This window comes from Aliikangiella aequoris, assembly GCF_053709105.1.
The window spans coordinates 502,410-524,378 of sequence record NZ_CM132298.1 but is presented as its reverse complement, the minus strand read 5'-3'; the positions used below and the strand labels follow the sequence as shown (position 1 = coordinate 524,378).

The window sequence follows — 21,969 nt, the reverse complement described above, 5'->3', positions numbered from 1 at the left end:
TTACTCAGCACAAGTTACCGCTTCTCTTTGGCTAAGCCTTATAGCTATATCCTCGCTTGGCTTATCGAGTATTTTTTTATGCTGCGTTTGCTCAATTATAGTTAACAAGCGTTGGGTTTGAGCAAGCGGATCGTCTGCCTCAGTAATGGCGCTAATCATAGCAATACCACTTACCTTAGTTGCTGCTACATCGGCTATTCTCGACGCATTAATTCCACCAATTGCAACCAATGGGTAATTCAATGATTGCCGCCAATAGTTCAACTTATTTAGGCCTTGTGGCGTCCAAGGCATTGCTTTGCTATCGGTGTGATAAACCGGGCCACAAGCGATATAAGAAGGTTTTAACCGAATAGCCCTTGCAACTTCGTGGTGACAATGTGTGCTGACTCCTAGCCTAAGACCAGCAGAGTAAATTGCTTCAATGTCAGCGCTTTCAAGGTCTTCTTGCCCTAAGTGCACTCCGTAAGCACCTAACTCGATTGCCTGCTCCCAATAGTCATTTATAAATAATCGACATTCAAATTGATTGGCTATTTCGACCGCTTTTTTAATTTCTCTAGTTAAAGCTTCGCCTCTCAGATCTTTAATTCTCAACTGGATAGTCGTTATGCCTAACGGCAGCAATTTTTTCAACCAGATAGCTCGCTCTACTACTGGGTAAAGACCTAACGGCTTATCATCGCACTTAGGAAAACTTAGGCGATTTAAATCATCCGTTGCCTGACAAGAAACAATTGGTAAGTATTTTTCAGCGACTGGAAAGCTAGCAATATCAATAGGACCTTTACTTTCGGCTACAGAGTAGCTTTGTGCTATCCCTTGATTAATTGCCATTTTGGCAATCACTACGGCATCTTCCATAGAAGTACCATGCGCGATACAGCTTGCAACAACAGACGCTAACGCGCAGCCTGTACCACGTGTATTTCTCGATAATTTTCGTTCGCTACTCAGCCAGAAACATTTATCATCACTGGCAAAATAGTCCTGACAATAATCGCTATATTCTTCCTCGGCATGGCCACCTTTTATTAAGACATGCTGGGCACCAAACAGAAGCATAGACTCAGCTGCTAGCTCAATTTCTTGAGCAGAATCAACCCCTAAATTAGTTAACAACGAGGCTTCTTTCAAATTAGGGGTAACTAAACTACATAAGGGAAGTAACACGTCAACATATGCAGCGATATCTTGGCTTTTAAAGAATGTTTTGCCGCTAGACGCACTTAAAACTGGATCGAGAATAAGCGGCAACTGGCTACTCATAATAAACTTTGCGATCACACGTGCTTGCTCAATATTGGCAATTAATCCAACTTTTACAACGCAAATAGGCAGTGATTTAACCGCTTCTAGCTGTTCTTTTAAGGCAACCACATCGACAGGGTTTATTGCTACCACTTCAAAGTTATTTTGCGCAGTAGTGGCCGTTAGTGCCAGCATAGAATGAATCCCAAACGCTTGCTGGGTCTTTAAGTCTGTACTTATTCCCGCCATACCAGCCGAGTCAGAGGCAGCGATGGTTAAAACTATTGGGCGGTGTTTGTTATTTAGAAACATAAACGACTACTTGATTAAATCATTAAACAGTTAAAAAGCATTGATTAAGCAAGCTTTTTTCGACGCCCAAAACTCATCATGTAGCAACCACAGACTTAAAAGCAAAGCTTACTCAATTTGCTGCCAAAATGGCGTACCGAGTGTTGGTGTACTCGGTTGCGCAATGTCTCGCTCAGGCATAATGCCTGCATGATAAGCTAAACGACCAGCTTGTAAAGCATATTTAAACGCTTTTGCCATTTTAACGGGACTTGTCGCTAGTGCCACAGCGGTATTTAAAAGCACGCCGTCAAAGCCTAGCTGCATTGCCTCAACCGCATGTGATGGCGCACCAATGCCCGCATCAACAATAAGCTGTGTACCGCTAAAGTGCGAGCGCAAGCTTCTCAACGCATAAGGGTTAATAATGCCCTTACCGGTACCAATGGGAGCCCCCCATGGCATAAGCACTTTACAACCTGCTTCCACTAGTTTCTCGCACACGATTAAGTCATCGGTACAATAAGGAAAGACTTCAAACCCCTGAGAATTTAATTCTTTTGCGGCTTCTACTAACCCAAAAGGGTCGGGTTGTAAGTTATACTCATTGCCAATAACCTCTAACTTAATCCAGTTAGTATCAAAAAGCTCTCTGGCCATTTGCGCGGTAACAATTGCCTCTTTAGCGCTATGACAGCCAGCGGTATTGGGCAACAAGCTCACCGGCAATTGTTTTAACATTTCCCAAAATTTTTCACCACCATGAGCAGCAGGGTTTTGACGTCTAAGTGAAACAGTGACAATTTCGCTTCCAGAAGCGCGTATAGCCTGCTGCATAATACTCGGCGATGGATATAAAGCCGTGCCTAATAAAAACCGGCTGCTAAAAGTCTTACCTGCTAGCTCCCAATTATCTTGAGTGCTGTCTGGAGTATTGTTTGGATTGTTTTTTGTTTTGATTTTGTTTGCTTTAAAATCATCTGCTTGTTGTAAGCTTGCTTTTTTTAGCTCGTCAACTGCCATGATTAGCCTCCCGCCATTGGTGCTACTATTTCAATTTGATCATTTTGCTGCAAGCCATGATTTGCATAATCAGCTCTAGTAACAAAAGTGCTATTTAAAGCAACCGCAACGGTTCCCGGCTCACAATGTAATTCATTTAATAACTCAATTAAATTTTCGCTGTGCGTTTGATATTTTTCACCGTTTAAAACTATATCCATAAATTAATCACCTAAGAAACAAAAGCCTAAACTAAGCATTCATCATTGGTTTTGAATTCAACAAATCGCCTTGCCAACTAGAATCTTCAGCAACCACCTGGACTATCTGCTCTGCGATAGCGGGTGCGACTAAATAGCCATGTCGAAACAAACCATTAACTTGAATCAATTTGTCGTTTATGTGCACTAAAGGTAAGTTATTTGGCATGGCTGGGCGACAGTGAGATTTTGTGTTTAAAATAGCGGCTTCAGCAAAGCCGCTGTGAATACTATAAGCCGCAGAAAGCAACTCTAAAGTAGAGCGCACACTAATCGGGCGCAAATCGTCTGACTCTATTTGAGTTGCGCCTATAATGTATTGATTTGGGCTCGACTGGGGCACCACATACAGTTGGTAGCGAGGGTGAATTAACCGAACTAAACGACTAAGTTTAACCTCAGGTGCATCCAGCAAAATGAGTTCACCTCTCACTCCTCGCAGATTTTGGATAGTTTCTTTTGCCGCTAACCCTCGGCAATCGATCACCCAGTCAAAAGTCTGGCTTTGCTTGTCATAGTATATCTTTTGCGATTCAATTTGTTGAACCGCGCAGTTAAATCGAGTCTTAACTCCTAGCGTTTTCAGCTGAGCTAAAATCGCAGCCATCGTCTTATGTGCAGATAACCAAGCCTCTTTAGAAAAATAATAACCACTCGAAAACTTTGCCCATAGTTCTGGCTCAAGCTTGGCTAAATCGTCCTTAGTTAAAGTTGTTTGAACGACGTTTTCATTGTTTAAAGTTTGGCAAAAGTCGCGCGATGCCTGCTGCTTAAAACGGAGCAAGTCTGCGTGATCTCCAGGGTGAGCAACAACAATACAACCGCGTTGAAAATACCCGCAGTCAGTTTGAAGCGAGTCAATAATTTTTGGCCATAATTGTAAAGAGCGCATGCCCAATTGAAAAATCAGCGTCTCACAGTTTTCTAATTCAGAATAAGGTGTAAGCATTCCAGCAGCAGTAAACGAAACTGCAGCTTGTGATTTTTCTGACTCGCGCTCAAACAAAGTAACTTGGTGCTTTTGATTGGCAAGTTGTAGCGCCAACATACGCCCAATGATACCAGCACCAACAATTGCAATTGTTTGCTTGCTTGGTTTCACTTTAGCTATTCCTGCTGCACATAAATTTCAGCGCCTTGCGATTTAAACTCTGCAGATTTTTGCTGCATGCCTTTTTCAGCATAATCGCGTACTTCTTGGCTAATTTTCATGGAGCAAAACTTAGGTCCACACATTGAACAAAAGTGCGCCACTTTGGCCGAATCTTTTGGCAAAGTTTCATCATGGTATTCTCTTGCGCGATCAGGATCTAAACCTAAATTAAACTGATCTTCCCAACGAAACTCAAAACGGGCCTTACTAAGTAAATCATCTCTGTAGCGAGCTCCCGGATGTCCTTTAGCGAGATCTGCCGCGTGCGCAGCTATTTTGTAAGTAATAATCCCTTCTTTAACATCGTCTTTGTTGGGTAAACCTAAATGCTCTTTCGGTGTTACATAACATAACATGGCGCAACCATACCATCCGATCATTGCTGCTCCAATGCCCGACGTAAAATGATCGTAACCCGGAGCAATATCGGTTGTCAGCGGACCTAAAGTATAAAAAGGTGCTTCATCGCAATGTGCTAGCTGTTTATCCATATTTTCTTTAATCATATGCATTGGCACATGACCTGGCCCTTCTATCATCACTTGTACGTCATGCTTCCAAGCTATTTTTGTCAACTCACCAAGTGTTTCTAGCTCACTAAATTGTGCTGCATCGTTTGCGTCGGCCAACGAACCTGGGCGTAACCCGTCCCCCAATGAAAAGCTAACATCGTAGGCTTTCATGATTTCGCATATTTCTTCAAAGTGGGTATATAAGAAATTTTCTTGATGATGAGCAATGCACCATTTCGCCATGATTGAGCCGCCTCTCGAAACTATACCGGTCACTCTATCAGCGGTTAAAGGAACATAACGCAATAAAACACCTGCATGAATGGTAAAGTAATCAACCCCCTGCTCTGCTTGCTCAATTAAGGTATCTCTAAACACTTCCCAAGTTAAGTCTTCTGCGACGCCATTAACTTTCTCTAGCGCTTGATATATCGGTACGGTGCCAATAGGAACGGGTGAGTTTCTAATAATATAATCTCTCGTAGCATGAATATGCTTACCCGTTGAAAGATCCATGACGGTATCTCCTCCCCAACGAATTGACCAAACTAGCTTTTCAACCTCTTCTTCAATACTCGAGGTGACCGCAGAGTTACCGATATTAGCGTTAATTTTTACTAAAAAATTTCGCCCAATAATCATAGGCTCTAATTCAGTGTGGTTAATATTTGCGGGAATAATCGCTCTTCCAGCGGCAATTTCTTCGCGTACAAATTCTGCGGTAATGGGTTGCAAATTAGCGCCCAAAGCATTGCCTTTAAGTCGCTGTTCACGCTCTTGGGTAGTAAATTCATTTTGTAATGCTTCACGCGCTTGATTTTCTCTAACCGCGACATATTCCATTTCAGCAGTAATAATGCCTTGCCGTGCATAGTGTAATTGCGAAACGTTTTCACCCTGCTTCGCCCTTCGAGGCTGACGCTGTAACGCCGCATTGTAAAACTGAAACGCTTTACTAGAACTGCTATGCCCATTGTCTAAAGCTTTTACGCCTCTTCCATGGTAGAGTTCGCTATCTCCACGGGCTTGTATCCATTTTGAACGTATGTCAGCTAGACCTTTATGGACATCTATTTCACAACTAGGATCGGTGTAGGGGCCAGAAGTATCGTAAACAGTAACCGATGTCGCATCGCTTAAGTTTATTTTTCGCATTGCAACCTCAGCTTTAAAAACTGGCGTCACTAGATAAGTTTTTTCGCTAGCGGGCAAGGGGGTTCGGGTAATAAGACTATTAGCTTTTAAAGAAGTTTTACTCGTGTTCGAGCTTACTTGGTAAGATGTTGGGCTTGCTGCGGTATTAGTTTCAGAGTCTGACTTAAAACTCGTGATTGAGTTATCGTTCATTTATATTCCCCACTGTTTAATCATTTAGCATAGTGAGGCGAGAAGTAGCCCAAAAGCACTAAAGCCTTTTACAGACTTTTAATACAATGAGATTACTTCGCTCGCTCATCCCTACGCCGATACTAATCGGATCAGGTTCTACGGGTTTGTGAAATAGCTAAAAATAACTCAAATCACATCTCAGCCAAGGTTAGTTTAAAAACTAAAGGCACCCCGAGAGCTCATGGGCATTATAATCAAGCTTTAAAATAAAGCAAACTAAGTTTTCGTCCTGGAATAGGTTGGCCTTTATTGGCTTAACTCGCTATCATAGAACCAGAAATCTACTTACCTAAAAATAGTTTGCGACAAAAATGCCACAACAAAAATACTTATTCATGCTAAAAGTTATGTTACTTTCGATAACATTCGCTATGCTTTTTAGCTGCTCTAGTAAAAGGGCTGACCCTTTTAGTGAAAGCTTCTATACATTCGAATCTGCAGATAAACTACCTTCTTTTTCCTTTATTCTGGCGTTAAAGGGTACTCAGATTCAACTTAACAATGAGCAGCAAGCTATTCATGATTATCAAACAGGCGAAAGCACGGCTCGAGCGCGTAGCAACCAAAATCTTGCCTTAACTGACGATCCTCAGGACAGATTAGTATCACTTAAATTTAAAATGGAAGAACAAGCTCATAAGCGCTTGGCAAAAAAACTAAAAGCAAGCGGTTTTTGTAATAGCAATATAGTGTATCAAGCCGATGAGTACACTCATGGCCGATATAAGATAAGCGGACACTGTGCTCAAAACTAAAACCCAAATTGGAATTAATTTTAAAGCACAGTAGCATGCAGCTTTTAGTCGAGAGGAATTCTAATCACTAGGCCACCCATAGTGTCACCAATTTTAAAGTCTGTTTTGGGGCTATCGGCATGATCATTATGACAGTCAACACAGGCTTTAGAAACGGCAATATCTGGATACACCGCGGTGTAATAGTTTTTATCTCCTAATTTTTCCTCACCATAAAAATTAGCTTTATTCTTTTCTATTGCTTCCATCGCTTTCACTTCTAGCGGTGTTCTCGGTTTGTTTTGCTTGTTAATGGCAAAACTAGACAGCAGCGCAAAGCTAAAACCTGTGTTTTTTTCATTAACTCTTTCCGCAGACATTCGCAGCATTTGCGCTGGAAGCGGCAAAGCACTCTCTTCTTTCCAACGCTCTTCTGCAGTAATTACTTCGTCTTCATTTTGGAGGCGATGCACGACCTTTTGAGTATACACAGCTCTATCAGCTTCAATTACTGCAAAAATAGCATCAGCCATTTTCTTTACGCTAACTTCTTTAGCGAAACAAACGTTTGCGCTTCCAAGTAAAACAAGCACCGTTGTGAGTTTTCTTATCGATAGTTTCATTTCTTTCTCCTGTTAATGTCTCTATTTATTTTGTTTCTGTTCTATTCGCTCTTTAACTAACTGAATTGCTGGGTGATTTTTATCTGGCGCACGAGAAAAGTTATTTTCAATTAGCGCTTCATCGGCCAAAGCAGATAACGAGAACTCCAGCCCATGACAGTTCATACAAACCTTTCTAAGCATTTTGGTATTGGGTCTTAGATTCTCGTTTTGGTTATGCGAAACATGTACATTACGGCCTTTTTTAATTCTAGGTAAATGACAACTAGCACAACTCACTCCGCTTCCCTTTGGCAGCCGGCCACTTTGTTCCTTGCTCCAAAGTTGATAATGCGGTGTCAACAAATAAGATTCGCTATGATTATCCTGATGACAACCTAGACAAGCTTCAACTGCAGCAAAAGAAACATCCAGCGAATGGGGCTTATGACAGCTATTACAATTTAGTTCCTGATTCCGGTGTGAATTTAAATCGAGCCGCCCTTGCTGCGGGGTAAGTGCAGATAAGCCTTGAGGTAAACGCATGCCATGTTTACTTTGTTCAAAATCATTTACCTGCTTTTTATGACAGCTTTCGCACTTTTTGACTACCTCTGCGCTACTTAGATCAAATTGCCAAAACTCGCTTGAGTGCTGCGAATTTTTATCACTTTTTAGTTCGTTTAAATGACAACTTGAGCAGTTAGCCGCCGTTTTAGCGTGGACGCTCAATTTCCATTCCTGCTCGGCAGTTTGCCAACCTTTTTGTGTATAAGACTCTTGCAGGTTCTTTACCTCTACATTAGCTAACTCAGCTTTGTTGAAATCAGCTTTATCCACTTCAAGCGGCAACTCTAGTTTGTGCTTCTTTAGCCAACGCTTAAAATTCGTTCTGTCCGGTAATAACTGCTTTTCTTTGTGATCGGGTCCATCAAAATGTTTGGTTAAAAACTTTTCGTAAAGCATGCTGTTATCATGGTAGTTATGACAACCCGAGTTAGCACATGAGTCAAATTTAAACTCTGCATGACTTTCTCTTTCAGAGGTAACGTCTTTGTGGCAATGAAAACAAAAATCTTCAGCTAAAGTCACGCCAGTTTTTCGAGTAATTTCCGGCTTATGTTCGCGATGACAAGATACACAATAGCGTGCATCTAAACTTTCTAGCAGCTCAGCATTGCGAGGATCTTGGAATACTTTTTTAGGATGGCTGTCGCTTACTCGATCAAGCTCTTTGGCATGGCAAGATTCACACGCCGTTTGCATATCATCTGCAGAAGAAAATGAATCAACATGGCAAGCATTACATTTAAGTTCAATTTGATAGTGCCCATGCGAAGTATCACCACTTAAAAAATAAGTTTTATCACCTTTAAATAAATTAAAGGCCAGTACTGCACCTATAACAATAGTAAAGAAAATTCCTAAAGGAAGTACGCCGAGTTTTTTATTATATTTTTTCATTATACTTCTTAAAAATAGTAAGCAGATAGAATGTGGAAAAAGATTAATGGCGGAAGCATCCACAGCAATGAGTAATGAACTCTGGACCACCACAAGCGATGTTTTCTAAGTTTAAGATCACTCCAATGATGGTTTCTAGCCATAAAAACACCAACTAAAGAACCTGTGGTGGTCGCTAGCAAAAATACAAACATCAGTGCAAAATTTAAGTTGTTGCCTAACCTCATACCAGTATGAATCATCAACACAAATAGTGCGCCAACACCAATAATAGAGTGAGCAAAGCGCCAACTATCCACATGCCCTACATTAAACCGCTTGATTCGCTTTCGGGCAGCAAGTGCGGTCGCAATAAAGCAAAACCCTAATAACGTAAAACCACTAACTTGTTTCCAAAATGGATCAAACCATAGTTTTTCAATGTGCCAACTAAACTGTACCGAATCGGCAATAGATAGTGGTTCGAAGAAAACTAACGCAAGTATTGCAATGATAGAAAAAATTGAAGTGTATAAAATCGCTTTTTGATGACGCATGACTAAGTTAGGTGCGGGCGTATCGAGCAGGTTAAGTAAAAGCGGCTTACAAGAACCACAGACAGTGCCTGCTTTAGTTTTTTCACCTAATATTTCTACCGTCCTACAACCACTTTCAATTTCTTGACTAAGCTGTCCTCGAGTAATGTTCTGACAAAGACAAATAATATAATCTTCAGGTAGCTCTTTAATATTCGTTTTATTTTGCTCGCGCAAAAGCGTACCATTTTTTTGAAACGCCAAATACTGGCGATGCTTAAGCTTAGTTTTATCATTAAGCATGGCTCGTATATCATTTTGCTCATCCCAATTACCTATAATGATGGCACCAACCAAATGGCCATCAAGCACAACCAATTTACGGTATATGCCTTTAAGGCGATTGCTATAAGTATATGTTTGGCTCCCTTCTACATCTAACTCGCCAAAGTAAGCGGTGGTATAGTCGCTAAATTTAACTTGAACATTTTCTTCCTCTTTTTCAAAGTAGCCTTCACTACCAAAAATATCTTCTACGCAAGCCGCCGCTTGTTTAAAACCCGGAGCTACAACGCCAAAAGTCGAAAACTCAAACTCACAGCATTCACCAATTGCGTAAATGTCTGGTGCACTAGTGCGCATATTTTTATCAACAACTATGCCATTTCTCACCGCTAAATTCGCTTGCTTAGCTAAGCTTGTTTCAGGCCGAACTCCAACACAAAAAATTAAACAGTCGCAAGCTATTCTAGCGCCATCGGTTAACTCAACAGCTTCAACATGTTGTGCTCCACACACCGACGCAATCGGATTACCTTGAACCACTTCAATACCGGATGCATTAATATAGTCTTTTAAAATTGTCTGAGCTTGTTCACTAAAGTTTTGATTGAGTAGTTTAGAGCGAACATCTAAAGTCACTTGGTTGTTTGGTGTTTTTAGAGCCATTGCTGTTTCTAGACCTAATGGACCGCCACCAACAATATAAAACTTTTTTTTTGTTTCTTTTTCACTAAGCAGTCGGTTAGTATCTTGAAGCGTCCTAAACTGATGCACTCCCTTGAGGCTAGTATTCGGGATATTGGGAATAACTGGATTTGAGCCTGTTGCTAGTATTAGTTTTGAATACTTTGTGGATTGACCAGAGTCATCAATGACCACTTTTAGCTTTGGATTTATTTCGACAACTTTGCGGCCAACAAATTGTGTAACCGATTTGGAGCGAGGCTGGGCGGTTTCTAACAGGTCACTTTCTGCAACTTCGCCCGCTAAATATTGCGATAATTGCACTCTGTTATAGGGTTGGCAATTTTCTTCACCAAATATAATAACTTTTACATTCGGATCGCGGGACTCAATTAATTCTGCCGCTTTTAAACCCACTGGACCGTTACCTACAATCACGACCGCATTTAGTATCTTTACTTCGTCGTTTTTATAAGTTTCGGTCACAATTAAGTTGTCACTACTCACTCAAAAGCCCTAACTTTCAATTTAGTTTGGCTGGTAAAGCACGTATAGCGACTTCTCCTCTAAGCTAACACGGCGAGTTAACACTTCACCTACAGCGGTATAATCAGACTTAAACTTAACGACAAGTTCTGGAGTTAAGTCACCTTGGTAAGTTTTACAAAACTTGACCACAGCATTCGCTATGTCATTCATGTCTGTTCTGAACTCTTTAACAATGTTCAAATTATGCTTGTCATTGGCTAAAGTTTGTTCCAAATAGACATAAAATTTAACGTTTTCAGTCAATAAGTGTGCTTGAAAATCACTCTTAAACTGAGCTATTAATCGAGACATAGCGGCAAAATCCTTTTTCTCATAGCCTTCTGACCAGATACGTGAATACAGATTTACCAACTTCGAATGATCACTTTCAAGCTCTTGCATTAGATTAGGATCATATTTAATAGTAGTGGCACTTTTAGGTGGTATTATTTGCGGAGCAGGCGAAGCACTAGGTGCAGCCTTCTCTGGACGATTTTTAAAGAAATTACCGATAAATTCAAACACGTTTAAAACCTCAAGTCCTACTGGACAACAACTGTAAACCACAGAAAAAGCGTCATTTAAAGCTTGCTAGAAACACCAAAAACCGGAGATTTTCCCAATTCCGTTGCTATCCGCTAGAATGACCCATTTAAAGCTATTTATTCAAGACAAGAATCGGGAGATATCTACGACAAAAAAACAGCTTCAACTTATCAATGATTTCCCTAAATTGTTTAAGGATACAGATACCAACCAATCAACGTGACGCACATCACACTTTTCGCTAAAAATAATCTCACAAAGAAATTAGAATCTCACCAAGAGAACGCATAGACTGGTTAACTTTTATATTTCCTTTATTTATCAAAAAACAATGATTAATACCTACTGTTTATATATATTCTGATGATTACCCTTTAATTTAATCGTGGTGACACTAAGCTAACGCTAGTTTTCAAACTAGCCCGTAACTTAAAATCAACAAAGAGTGCATATTCCGCTCGACTATATTCATAGAAACCCATCTTAAAAATGGCTTAATGTAACCTACTTGGCTTTATTAGACTCAGTTGGCGATATCTCCTTAGTTAAATTAAGAGATATCTCACAAAATAAAGCGCCAATTGCCAACAGACTGCGTGAACTCTTGTTGTTATACTTTTTGCAGGATGAAATAAGAAAGGATGCAAACAATGAAAGCCTATAGAGAAACAGACCTAAGGACTTCAAACAAGCATAATCGAAGCCATAGAATTGTAAGCAACAAAGAAGGGATCTTTTATAAAACCAGAGAAAACCATCTAGTTGGGCCTTTTTCTACCCTATCCAAGGCAAAGTTCGATTTGAACATTTTTATAGAAGTAGCAACCTTAGAACAGCAGCTAGAACAAGACTATAGTTTGCAAGTAGCTTGGGGATAGCGCTATAGCGACTGTCGCCATAGCGCCCAACTTAAAACACAAGGCACTACTGAGTGATAACTCACTGCTTCATACGTATTCACTAGTAAATTACGTATGCGGTTTGCTCATTTATTCTATATCAATAAATGTATTAGGTGACACATTAAACCGCTTAGCGAGCTCTCTAACATGACGCAGCGTTAAAGATCGTTTATTACTTAGTATTTCTGAAACAACACCTTGGCTACCTATCTCTTTAAGATCTGCTTGGCGTACATTGTGCAGTTTAATTAAGTAGCGTAGTGCGTGCAGCGCACCGCCTTGCTGCTCCACTAAGTAGACTTTCTCATATTCTTCTGCTGCTCTAGACATTGCTTTAATTAACCCCGATAAAGGGCTATTTGGCCTGTTCTCAACTAATTCCATCGTTGTTTTTAAGTTGATAAGCAACGCTTCATAATCTTCTGGCGATCTTGGCGTGTCGATTACCGGCGCAACCATGTTCCAGTGGTGGAGTGCTTTTTCTAAGTTAGCTTGCATTTGTTTTACCTCTAGTGATGACCTGGCTTTATCGTTTCAATAAATGCCACTTGTGATTCAAAATTAATTAACGTGTGAACAAGTAAAGTTGTTTCTGGAATAGGAAACTTAAACTGAAAGTTGAACCCTCGCATATCGCCAAATGTTGCTCGCAGATCGTTTTCAGAGTAAAAGTCACCCTGCTTTATAATTTGGTACCAACCATCTAAGTGCCAATGAGCAGCTGGATACTTCAATTTTGCTTCTTTTAGCTTTTGGGTCGCGACAACTCTCACAGACCTATCCTCTTTCAATGTTTCTTTTAAACTTAGGGAGTAAAATCCATTTTCATTTTATTCCCCCTTCTATTACGACCAACCTCCTAGTGAGATATGTTCGCTTTAAATTCAAGTTACAGGGGAATTTTCGGAAAATCGAATAAATTGAGATAAATATGCATAACCCATTGATATGCAATGAGATAAAATTATATAAATTTGAGATTTAAGAGATAAATATAGCTAAACACGGAGGTATCTCAGGTCGAAATATATCCAATTGGATATTATGAAAAAGAGAGAACAGAAAGAGTCTCGTGCAAAGAGAAATTAGAATATAAGGTTTGCTTTAGTATGCAGGCTCAATGGCTATATCGCCATTGAGCTGAATTAGATTAACTATCAGATTTAGTCTTGTCATCACGAGCGGGAGTTAATCCTTTACGCTCATTTTCATAGGTACGACTCATAAGCTCTTGCTCTGGTGGCGCACAATTAGGAAAAAGGTGACAATCAAAAGGTTGAGGCTTAAACAGGCTTTCCAGTAGACCGACATCCCTGGTTGCTTCATTTGATGAGAAGTCTGTGGTTTCGGTGTCTGCTAACAGGTTACTTGATAGGATTAATAAAAACGCGCTTAAAATCTTCTTCATAGATAGTACCTCATTAAGTTATTCTAATTAGCCTTAACTTAGATTACCTTCAACCAGTAATTAGGAAGAACTAATTATAAAGTTACTTATATACAATCAGGGCATTTGATAAGAAATATCTTGACTATATGGTCAAAGGTTAATAAAGAGCTAAAATTTATACAAATAAATTAACATAAATTAATATAAAGACTCTTTAACTAATTAAAAAATAAGAAGTTGTTAATCCCTATCTCCTATTTAGATATGTCGAAATACATAAGATCAGTGTTACCCTGAGACGCGATATTAGTGTATAGCTTGCTTTCTTGGCGCTGAAATCCAAACGATTGAGCTTCAGTAAAGTATAAGGATTCTTTTTCACCAGTTAGAAAATTGAGTTTAATGACTTCGTTTAGCTGCTCTCCTTTGTGCTTATGCAAATACAATATATGTTCTTGATCGTATACCGCCCACTCGCCAGCTCTTCGAATATAGTCTACATCTAAAAGCTTAACGCTCGTATTACTCGCAGAAGAGTACTTATACAAGCTTGGATCTTTTTCTTTAAAATAGAGAATACACTTGGCATTGATACAGGGCCTTGCCGTCACGCCTTTAACTAATACACGTTTTTTGCCCAGAGACTCAAGTTGTCTCGACTCTATATTCCACTCTCCGTCGTATTGTACTGAATACAAAAAGCTCTCGTCATCGAAATTAAAAACCGGATTATTGTGCACTTGGTTTGAATAATTAATGGAGTCAAATACTACATTGCCATGTTCGTCAATAATATTAATCACGCCACTTTTATTAAAGATAAGTAACTTTCTTTCGACAGACGCAGACAGCCACTTTAACTCATAAGTTTTATTAAATTGAGTTAATTGCTTAGCATGGTTATTCTCATCCATTAACCAAACTTGAGGCTCTCCAGAGCGACTCGATACAAAGCCTAAAAATCCTTTCCCCCCAGCAGCATAATAGTCATTTGCATTTGAACTGATTAGGGTAGATTTCAAGTTGGTTTTTAAGTCTAAAACTTCAATATCAACGACCCGAAAATCACCAATAACAACACCTATACGCTCATCATCTATGACAAAAGGTAAAAATACTTTTGATAAAAACTGTGCAATGACTTCTTCCTTTGAACCATCAAATTGCATTTTTGAAATTGTTTTATTCCCAGACTGAAAATACACAAAACCCTGAGAATCCCAATCTAACTCTGTTAATAAAATTGGCATCGATTTAATTTTATTATGTAAATTGCTCTCTAAGTCGTAGACCCAAATTTCAGAGGAAGACCAACCAATATTTCGAATATAAGCTAACTTGTTTATTTCTGCAGAATACTTTAAAGCGTAGTCTCCAAAACCTTTTGAGTCAGGGCGCGACACGAGTCGTTGTTCGTGGGTTTTTAAATTGTAATGGTAGATACTCGCTGGCGAGCTTAAATCGGTATTAACACTTAGGAATACTTCCGATTGATTTATCCACTCCGCTCGATAACGTTCTTTTTTATTTTCGCAAGGTTTCACTAAGTCAGCTTTACCCACTGCTTTTGACTCAAGGTCAATAGTCCTCATATATAAACCGCATTCACTTTCGTTTGTAAAAAAGTACAAAAATGCTGATTGATCGGGAGAAAATACCGGGAAAAGCTCATCGGCTTCACTATTTAATATCACATGATAAGACTCTTCACTGATCGGCTTTAGATAAACATCCCAACTGCCATGACGGCGGTGGTTAAATAGAATGTACTTACGATCCGGACTCAAGTCTGGGTTATGCTCTAACCCTTTTAACGTTGTTAAGGGGTGAAGCTTTTTAATTAATGATTTCGGCTGCGAACTCGTGTTCAAAAATACCAGTAACGCAATGGCCACAACTGCCAAAATAGCGCTGGAAATATAGAAAAAATATTTATTACTACTGGCAGCTTGAGGAGCTAACCGATAAAACTCGGAATTGGCAATAAAGCGGAAGCCTTCTCCTGTCACGGTTTCAATATATTGTGGATCGGCAACTGAGTCGCCTAAAGTGTCTCTTAGTTTTTTTATGTTTTGATTTACATTGGCGCCAACGACAATTTTATCTTTCCAGACATGTGAGATAATCTCTTCACGGGTAAGAATTTTATTCTGATGATCAATAAAACATTTTAATAATGTATACAATGTTGGAGAAAGCGAAATCTCTTGATTGTGTTCATCATATAATTTTCTGCTTTCAGTATTGAGAACAAACTCGCCTACTTTAAGCAAATGGGGGTCATTGTCCACTTACAGCCCTTAAACCTATAATTCAATTAAAACCAATAGAACTATTCTTATTTACGGCGCAATACTTCACGCGAAAGCCATATAGTATAACTCTTGTTATCATTTAATAAACCATTATTATCATAATTCGTTCTTACAAAGCATGAATTTAGATTGATCTCCACTAAGTTTAACACGCTGCAATTAAGCTAGATGAAAGGGTATTTTATGCTCGAGTACAATCTGAGTGGTTGAAATATGAGCTTTATAGACCAAGACTTCAACACCTAGCTCAATCGCTTGTTGTAACAGTTCAGCGTACAAGGGGTCAATTTGTTTAGCCGGCACCACTTTTTCAATTGCTGAATGTTGAACCACAAATAGCAATACTGCACGATGCCCTGCTTTCACGCAGTCCATTAACTCTCTCAGATGCTTTTGACCTCTTACAGACACAGCGTCTGGAAAAGCGCCTACACCGTCGCCTAAATGTAAAGTGACACTTTTTACTTCAATATAACAGATTCTATTCTGAGGACTGAGCGTTAAAAAGTCGACTCGGCTATTTTCACTTCCATACTTTACTTCTCTTTGGAGCTCGTTAAAACCAGATAGCTCTGGTATTTTTCCTGCTTGCAGCGCTTCAAACACAACTTCATTAGCCAAGTGAGTATTAATACCAATGATTTCACCTTGCGGACTTTCGCTTACAACCCAAGTATACAAATACTTCCTTTTGGGGTTACCGCTATCAAGGATCCAAGCATTCCAGTTGGGTTCCCAACAGTTTTTCATGGACCCTGTGTTTGGGCAATGTACGGTTAACTCACCTAATTTAGTGTGGACAACATCGGCCAAAAAGCGTTTGTAGCGTTTAACCAAGCGGCAAGTTTCAAGCGGTGTAGTAAATTTCATAACGTAACTGACTGTAATTACAGCTCATTAACCTAAACAAAACACTACCTTAGCCAATCTACTGCTAAGTTTCTATTACTATTGATAATAACTATAACGAATACGTTTATACGGCTAAAAGTCGTGAAAAAGGTGTTTTTTATCTGTACAATTGCGACCTACCTTACAATGATGTTCACATTTAACTTTACCTTGTATTAATTAAGTCTTAATTAATCTTTTATTAAGGGGTTTTTACTCATGGCAGAATACGCTTTATTTACTTCTGAATCGGTTTCTGAAGGCCATCCAGACAAAATTGCCGACCAAATTTCTGATGCCGTTTTAGATGAGATTTTAAAGCAAGATCCCAAAGCCAGGGTCGCCGTTGAAACCATGGTAAAAACTGGCATGGCAATAGTCGCGGGTGAAGTAACAACTTCCGCTTGGGTAGATTTAGAGGATATTGTGCGCTCTACAATTTGCGATATTGGCTATACCAGCTCTGAAATGGGATTTGACGGACAAACTTGTGCAGTCATAAATGCCATTGGAAAGCAATCACCCGATATTAATCAGGGGGTTGATCGTGACAGTAAAGAGGAGCAAGGCGCAGGCGATCAAGGACTTATGTTCGGTTATGCAACCAATGAAACCGACTCGCTCATGCCAGCAGCAATCAGCTGGTCTCATCAATTAGTTGCCCGTCAAGCGCAAGTGCGCAAAAACGGCACATTAGGGTGGTTACGTCCTGACGCAAAAAGCCAGGTAACTTTACGCTACCAAGACGGTAAGCCAGTCGCGATTGACGCGGTCGTATTATCTACCCAGCACAACCCAGAAGTTTCTCAAAAAGACCTTAAAGAAGCCGTTAGAGAGCTCATTATTAAACCGATTCTACCTGAAGAGCTCATTCATAAAGACACTAAGTTTCATATTAATCCAACTGGAATTTTTGTGATTGGTGGCCCAGTAGGTGATTGCGGTCTAACCGGGCGTAAAATAATTGTCGATACCTATGGCGGTTCAGCTCATCACGGCGGGGGAGCATTTTCAGGTAAAGACCCTTCAAAAGTTGATCGTTCTGCAGCTTATGCAGGCCGCTATGTTGCTAAAAATATTGTTGCTGCCGGCTTGGCCGATCGCTGCGAGATTCAAGTTTCATACGCTATTGGTGTAGCTCAACCAACCAGTATTAGCTTAAATACTTTTGGTACAGCTAAAATAGACGAAACAAAATTAATAGAGTTAGTAAAACGCCATTTTGACTTAACGCCGTACGGGATAATCAAAATGCTCGATCTTATTCGTCCCATTTATCGTAAAACTGCCGCCTACGGACACTTTGGTAGAGACGACGACGACTTTACTTGGGAAAAAACTGATAAAGCCGATGCACTTAGACAAGATGCAGGTATTTAAAACTTTTTAATCGGTTTTGATTGTTTTTACGTAGTTATCATTTAAATCGCACTAATTAAAGTGCACGCTATAGTCGACTGAGGGGCGCTGCAGCAGAAATTAGCTTTCTGTCACGCTCAGTCGACTTTCCATTTACTTAAAGGGCGCTCTTATTTTTTATCGGAGAGCATATAATGACTGAAAATAAAGATTTTTATGTCAAAGACTTATCATTGGCTGACTGGGGCCGCAAAGAAATAGCCATCGCAGAAACAGAAATGCCTGGGCTAATGGCGATGCGAGAAGAATTTGGTGATAGTAAGCCATTAAAGGGCGCTAGAATAGCTGGCTCTTTACACATGACAATCCAAACCGCAGTATTAATTGAAACTCTGGTCGCTCTAGGTGCTGATGTACGCTGGGCTTCTTGTAATATTTATTCAACTCAAGATCATGCCGCAGCGGCAATTGCTGCATCCGGTGTTCCGGTTTTTGCTTATAAAGGGGAAACACTTGAAGAGTACTGGGATTTCACTCATAGAATATTAGACTGGGGCAATGGTGAAACTGCCAATATGATTTTAGATGATGGTGGCGACGCTACACTCGCAGTTATTTTAGGCGCAAAAGCGGCAAAAGATATCTCAGTACTGACTAACCCCGAAAGCGAAGAAGAAACCTTTTTATTTGCGGCAATCAAGAAGCAGTTAGCTAGCGATGCAGAATTCTACGCACGCGCAAGCAAAAATATACAAGGGGTTACTGAAGAAACAACGACCGGCGTTATGCGGTTAAATCAAATGGCTAAAGAAGGTACGCTTCCATTCCCTGCTATTAATGTAAATGATTCAGTAACTAAGTCTAAATTCGATAACTTATACGGTTGTAGAGAGTCATTACTTGACGGAATTAAACGCGCAACAGATGTGATGATTGCTGGAAAAATTGCACTTGTGTGTGGTTATGGCGACGTTGGTAAAGGTTGTGCACAGTCGCTGCGCGGCCAAGGTGCAACAGTATATATTACAGAAATTGATCCTATTTGTGCTCTTCAAGCAGCAATGGAAGGCTTTAGAGTTGTTACCATTGAAGATATGGTTGAACAGACTGATATTTTTGTAACTACAACAGGCAACTTCGATATCATCCGCCATGAACATATGACGGCAATGAAAGACCAAGCTATAGTTTGTAACATTGGCCATTTTGATAACGAGATTCAAGTAGCTTCATTAAAGCAATATCAATGGGAAAATATTAAACCTCAGGTTGATCATATTATCTTCCCTGATGGTAAGAGAATTATTCTGTTAGCTGAAGGTCGACTCGTCAATTTAGGCTGCGCAACGGGGCATCCAAGCTTTGTTATGTCTAATTCATTTACCAACCAAACTTTAGCGCAGATTGAATTATGGAAAAATAATGATCAGTATGAAAACCAGGTCTACATTTTACCTAAACACTTAGACGAAAAAGTTGCCCGCTTACACTTAGCAAAAATTGGTGCTAAATTAACTCAATTAACGCCAGAGCAAGCAGCTTACATTAATGTCAGTGTTGACGGCCCTTACAAGCCTGATCATTACCGTTACTAAGCACTAACAGATAAAGAGAAGCGCCCGCTTCTCTTTATCTTTAATTTTTTACTCGCCAATAATACAGACTTATGAGAACTCATCGATTTTACCTTAATGACGAACTGAGTCTCGGCTTAGCCCTTAAACTTCCCAAAGAAGTCAGTCACCATTGCATTCAAGTTTTAAGATACAAAGCAGGCCAAACACTTTGTTTATTTAACGGCGATGGATATGAATACACTGCCACCATAGAGAAAATAGAAGCAAAACAAGCTTGGGTCACTATCACACAGGCCGAACAGCAGCTTTCGGAGTCTCCTCTAAACCTCCACCTTTTTCAGGGCATCGCCAAAGGTGACAAAATGGATCTAATTATTCAAAAGTCGGTTGAGTTAGGCGTTAAAAGTATTACCCCAGTATTTAGCGAAAGGTGCAATGTTAAGCTAGACCATAAACGATTAGAAAAAAAAATGTTGCACTGGAAAAAAGTTTTAATAAGTGCCTGTGAGCAATCGGGACGTGCAATAATTCCCGCACTACAACCTCCACTAACCTTAAACTCTGCAGCAAGTTTACCCGCAACTGGACAAACTACGATATACCTAGAGCCTACTGCAGACTCTAGCCTTTCACAGATTCATAAGCCTAAAGATGCGCCACATGGGATAAACCTTTTTGTAGGACCTGAAGGCGGACTTTCGGACTCAGACATTGCGATTTTAAAAAGTCTTGGAGCGGTTGGAGTCAGTTTAGGTCCAAGAATTCTTAGAACAGAAACCGCTGGCTTTTGTTGCATTTCAATTCTTCAAAGCCAGTTTGGAGACTTAAATTAATCTTGTAGCGGCGTTAGTATTTGCTGCGCCAACGGGGTTAAATTTTGCTTGCTTCGGTTATCAAGTTTAACACCCAATTCTTGTAACAACTTTTGATACGCAGGGTATTTTTTTGAGAATGCGTATTTAAAATAGTTATCACTAAACAAGGTTGTCCCTGAAATACTATCAAGCGATTGAACCAAAGCTTTACCGCTCCACTCTTTCTCATGGTTATTACAGCACAGGCTAAATTTGGCTAAAACGCTAGCCAAACTCTGCTTACCTTTGGATAGCTTACGTAGCTCAATATCCATCGCTAAAAAGTAAATTGCGCCACTCCAATAAAGCCTTTTAGTTCGCCCTACAGGTCCTTTTTTGTGGCGATTAACGACGGCTTCTTGTAAAGTTTCTTGCGGGGCTTTTTGCGCGTGTTTTTCTCCGCGCATGAAACCTGAATACAGCTTTTCCCAGGTAACACTATGGCTTATATTTCCTGCCTGGCCCATTAAGACATACTGTAAATACGAAGCTAAGCCCTCAGACAGCCATACGTCTTTGTATTCAAGCTTAGGTAAAATTAAATGGGCAAACTCATGCGTTGCAGTCCAGTCAGTATAGTATTCTTGAATTGAGCGATCACTGTTAACTAAATAACGAATGGTCAACCCACCGCCACGTTTCACATCGCCCCAAGGCACGGGACCATTTTTATACTGTTTATTCTCTAACACCATTACCTGCAAGTGCTTAAAAGGGTAGTGACCTAAATAGCCCAATAACGTATTCGATGAGTATTTAATCCACTTAATCAGTTCTTTATGTTTAGGAATACTACTTAGTATAGCAATCTCTATTACTTGATTATCATTAAGCTTGATTGGGTAAAGACTTATATCCCCAATCATAATATTAAAATCCCAATCAACCGGAGTTTTGGCTAACAAAAAAGAATTCCTTTGCGCTGCAATTCTTTGCCAGGGAGTGGAAATATTTAACCGACTAGGCAACTCGAATGTCACCTGAACACTTTCAGACTCAGTGAGCTCACTGGGCAACCATAACCAAGTGTTTTTGCTTTGAAAGCTAAGTAATTTAGGTTCGTCAATGGCGTTATAGCGTTTACTAATAAAGCCACTAATATTGGAAGCGTAGCTAATACACGCGCTATCCCCTAATTTTGATAGATCCCATACCAAGCCGTCTATCGGTATGGCCGATTTTTCAGTCTTAGGGCGCTCTAATAAGTATTGGTTTGAGTCTGGCTGACTTACGACTAGCGATTTAGGAGGCTGCCCCTGAAAGCAGGCGCTCACTTTAGCCGTGGTTAAAGTATCATTTATCTCTACTGTATAGTGGTGAACTCTACCCTGCGCAGCAAAAACTAAACTGGAGCTCAGCCCTAAGCAAGCAAGCACAAGCGCTTTGATTAAGACTATAAACTGCTTTTTGTAGCCGCTCCAGAACATGTATATAAAATTCCTAATTAACAATAATTGAAAACTTGTGA

The 21,969-nt window shown here is 39.9% G+C and carries 20 protein-coding genes and 2 riboswitches; of the genes, 5 read left to right on the top strand and 15 right to left on the bottom strand.

The genetic code is table 11. The features are described from left to right. The 5 genes from thiE to thiC form a co-directional block, all read right to left on the bottom strand. The gene (gene thiE, locus ACUR5C_RS02375) at window positions 1-1,563 is read right to left on the bottom strand and encodes a thiamine phosphate synthase (protein WP_454466750.1); all 1,563 of its coding nucleotides are present in this window, start codon (window positions 1,561-1,563) and stop codon (window positions 1-3) included. Between the two features lie 108 nt (window positions 1,564-1,671). Continuing rightward, the gene (locus tag ACUR5C_RS02370; protein ID WP_454466749.1) at window positions 1,672-2,565 is read right to left on the bottom strand and encodes a thiazole synthase; all 894 of its coding nucleotides are present in this window, start codon (window positions 2,563-2,565) and stop codon (window positions 1,672-1,674) included. Between the two features lie 2 nt (window positions 2,566-2,567). Then, on the bottom strand, window positions 2,568-2,765 hold the full coding sequence (gene thiS, locus ACUR5C_RS02365; protein WP_454466748.1) for a sulfur carrier protein ThiS: 198 nt from the start codon (window positions 2,763-2,765) through the stop codon (window positions 2,568-2,570). A gap of 31 nt (window positions 2,766-2,796) precedes the next feature. Next, on the bottom strand, window positions 2,797-3,906 hold the full coding sequence (gene thiO / locus ACUR5C_RS02360; RefSeq protein WP_454466747.1) for a glycine oxidase ThiO: 1,110 nt from the start codon (window positions 3,904-3,906) through the stop codon (window positions 2,797-2,799). 5 nt (window positions 3,907-3,911) lie between these two features. Further along, window positions 3,912-5,816 carry a phosphomethylpyrimidine synthase ThiC gene (gene thiC / locus ACUR5C_RS02355; protein WP_454466746.1) on the bottom strand — a complete coding sequence of 635 codons (1,905 nt, stop codon included), beginning with the start codon at window positions 5,814-5,816 and terminating at the stop codon, window positions 3,912-3,914. Window positions 5,817-5,907: 91 nt separating this feature from the next. Further along, window positions 5,908-6,042: riboswitch (TPP riboswitch) on the bottom strand. Between the two features lie 127 nt (window positions 6,043-6,169). Here thiC and ACUR5C_RS02350 point away from each other — a divergent pair. Next, entirely contained in the window at window positions 6,170-6,613 is a 444-nt protein-coding gene (locus ACUR5C_RS02350) for a hypothetical protein (RefSeq protein ID WP_454466745.1), read from the top strand. Window positions 6,614-6,657: 44 nt separating this feature from the next. On the opposite strand, the gene ACUR5C_RS02345 is transcribed toward ACUR5C_RS02350, so the two are convergent. The 4 genes from ACUR5C_RS02345 to ACUR5C_RS02330 are packed head-to-tail and all read right to left on the bottom strand — an operon-like array spanning window position 6,658 to window position 11,192. Next, on the bottom strand, window positions 6,658-7,215 hold the full coding sequence (locus tag ACUR5C_RS02345) for a Tll0287-like domain-containing protein (protein WP_454466744.1): 558 nt from the start codon (window positions 7,213-7,215) through the stop codon (window positions 6,658-6,660). A 21-nt stretch (window positions 7,216-7,236) separates the two neighbouring features. Further along, the gene (locus ACUR5C_RS02340) at window positions 7,237-8,658 is read right to left on the bottom strand and encodes an ammonia-forming cytochrome c nitrite reductase subunit c552 (protein ID WP_454466743.1); all 1,422 of its coding nucleotides are present in this window, start codon (window positions 8,656-8,658) and stop codon (window positions 7,237-7,239) included. An 8-nt stretch (window positions 8,659-8,666) separates the two neighbouring features. Continuing rightward, a complete protein-coding gene (locus tag ACUR5C_RS02335) occupies window positions 8,667-10,646 on the bottom strand; it encodes an FAD-dependent oxidoreductase (RefSeq protein ID WP_454466742.1) in 1,980 nt (659 codons plus the stop codon). A gap of 21 nt (window positions 10,647-10,667) precedes the next feature. After that, entirely contained in the window at window positions 10,668-11,192 is a 525-nt protein-coding gene (locus tag ACUR5C_RS02330) for a hemerythrin domain-containing protein (RefSeq protein WP_454466741.1), read from the bottom strand. A gap of 671 nt (window positions 11,193-11,863) precedes the next feature. Here ACUR5C_RS02330 and ACUR5C_RS02325 point away from each other — a divergent pair. Continuing rightward, window positions 11,864-12,091 (top strand): DUF6316 family protein, encoded by a 228-nt coding sequence (locus ACUR5C_RS02325; protein WP_454466740.1) that lies wholly within the window; start codon window positions 11,864-11,866, stop codon window positions 12,089-12,091. 111 nt (window positions 12,092-12,202) lie between these two features. On the opposite strand, the gene ACUR5C_RS02320 is transcribed toward ACUR5C_RS02325, so the two are convergent. The 5 genes from ACUR5C_RS02320 to sfsA all read right to left on the bottom strand — a co-directional run bounded on the left by ACUR5C_RS02320 (window position 12,203) and on the right by sfsA (window position 16,690). Further along, complete coding sequence (locus ACUR5C_RS02320) at window positions 12,203-12,613, bottom strand: helix-turn-helix domain-containing protein (protein ID WP_454466739.1); 411 nt, start codon at window positions 12,611-12,613, stop codon at window positions 12,203-12,205. An 11-nt stretch (window positions 12,614-12,624) separates the two neighbouring features. Beyond that, a complete protein-coding gene (locus ACUR5C_RS02315; RefSeq protein WP_454466738.1) occupies window positions 12,625-12,888 on the bottom strand; it encodes a type II toxin-antitoxin system HigB family toxin in 264 nt (87 codons plus the stop codon). A 377-nt stretch (window positions 12,889-13,265) separates the two neighbouring features. Further along, window positions 13,266-13,523 (bottom strand): hypothetical protein, encoded by a 258-nt coding sequence (locus tag ACUR5C_RS02310; RefSeq protein WP_454466737.1) that lies wholly within the window; start codon window positions 13,521-13,523, stop codon window positions 13,266-13,268. 236 nt (window positions 13,524-13,759) lie between these two features. Continuing rightward, entirely contained in the window at window positions 13,760-15,796 is a 2,037-nt protein-coding gene (locus ACUR5C_RS02305) for a winged helix-turn-helix domain-containing protein (RefSeq protein WP_454466736.1), read from the bottom strand. A 183-nt stretch (window positions 15,797-15,979) separates the two neighbouring features. Continuing rightward, on the bottom strand, window positions 15,980-16,690 hold the full coding sequence (sfsA, locus tag ACUR5C_RS02300) for a DNA/RNA nuclease SfsA (RefSeq protein WP_454466735.1): 711 nt from the start codon (window positions 16,688-16,690) through the stop codon (window positions 15,980-15,982). Between the two features lie 240 nt (window positions 16,691-16,930). Between sfsA and metK the strand changes: the two genes are divergently transcribed. From metK to ACUR5C_RS02285, 3 genes are all read left to right on the top strand, one after another. Further along, the gene (gene metK, locus ACUR5C_RS02295; protein ID WP_454466734.1) at window positions 16,931-18,091 is read left to right on the top strand and encodes a methionine adenosyltransferase; all 1,161 of its coding nucleotides are present in this window, start codon (window positions 16,931-16,933) and stop codon (window positions 18,089-18,091) included. A 73-nt stretch (window positions 18,092-18,164) separates the two neighbouring features. Next, a riboswitch (S-adenosyl-L-homocysteine riboswitch) is annotated at window positions 18,165-18,247 on the top strand. A gap of 17 nt (window positions 18,248-18,264) precedes the next feature. Beyond that, the gene (gene ahcY, locus ACUR5C_RS02290) at window positions 18,265-19,665 is read left to right on the top strand and encodes an adenosylhomocysteinase (RefSeq protein ID WP_454466733.1); all 1,401 of its coding nucleotides are present in this window, start codon (window positions 18,265-18,267) and stop codon (window positions 19,663-19,665) included. Window positions 19,666-19,736: 71 nt separating this feature from the next. Then, window positions 19,737-20,480 carry a 16S rRNA (uracil(1498)-N(3))-methyltransferase gene (locus ACUR5C_RS02285; RefSeq protein WP_454466732.1) on the top strand — a complete coding sequence of 248 codons (744 nt, stop codon included), beginning with the start codon at window positions 19,737-19,739 and terminating at the stop codon, window positions 20,478-20,480. Here the strand turns inward: ACUR5C_RS02285 and ACUR5C_RS02280 are convergent. Then, a complete protein-coding gene (locus ACUR5C_RS02280; protein WP_454466731.1) occupies window positions 20,477-21,928 on the bottom strand; it encodes a gluzincin family metallopeptidase in 1,452 nt (483 codons plus the stop codon). The two genes, ACUR5C_RS02285 and ACUR5C_RS02280, sit on opposite strands and share 4 nt — an antisense overlap. Between the last annotated feature and the right edge of the window lie 41 nt (window positions 21,929-21,969).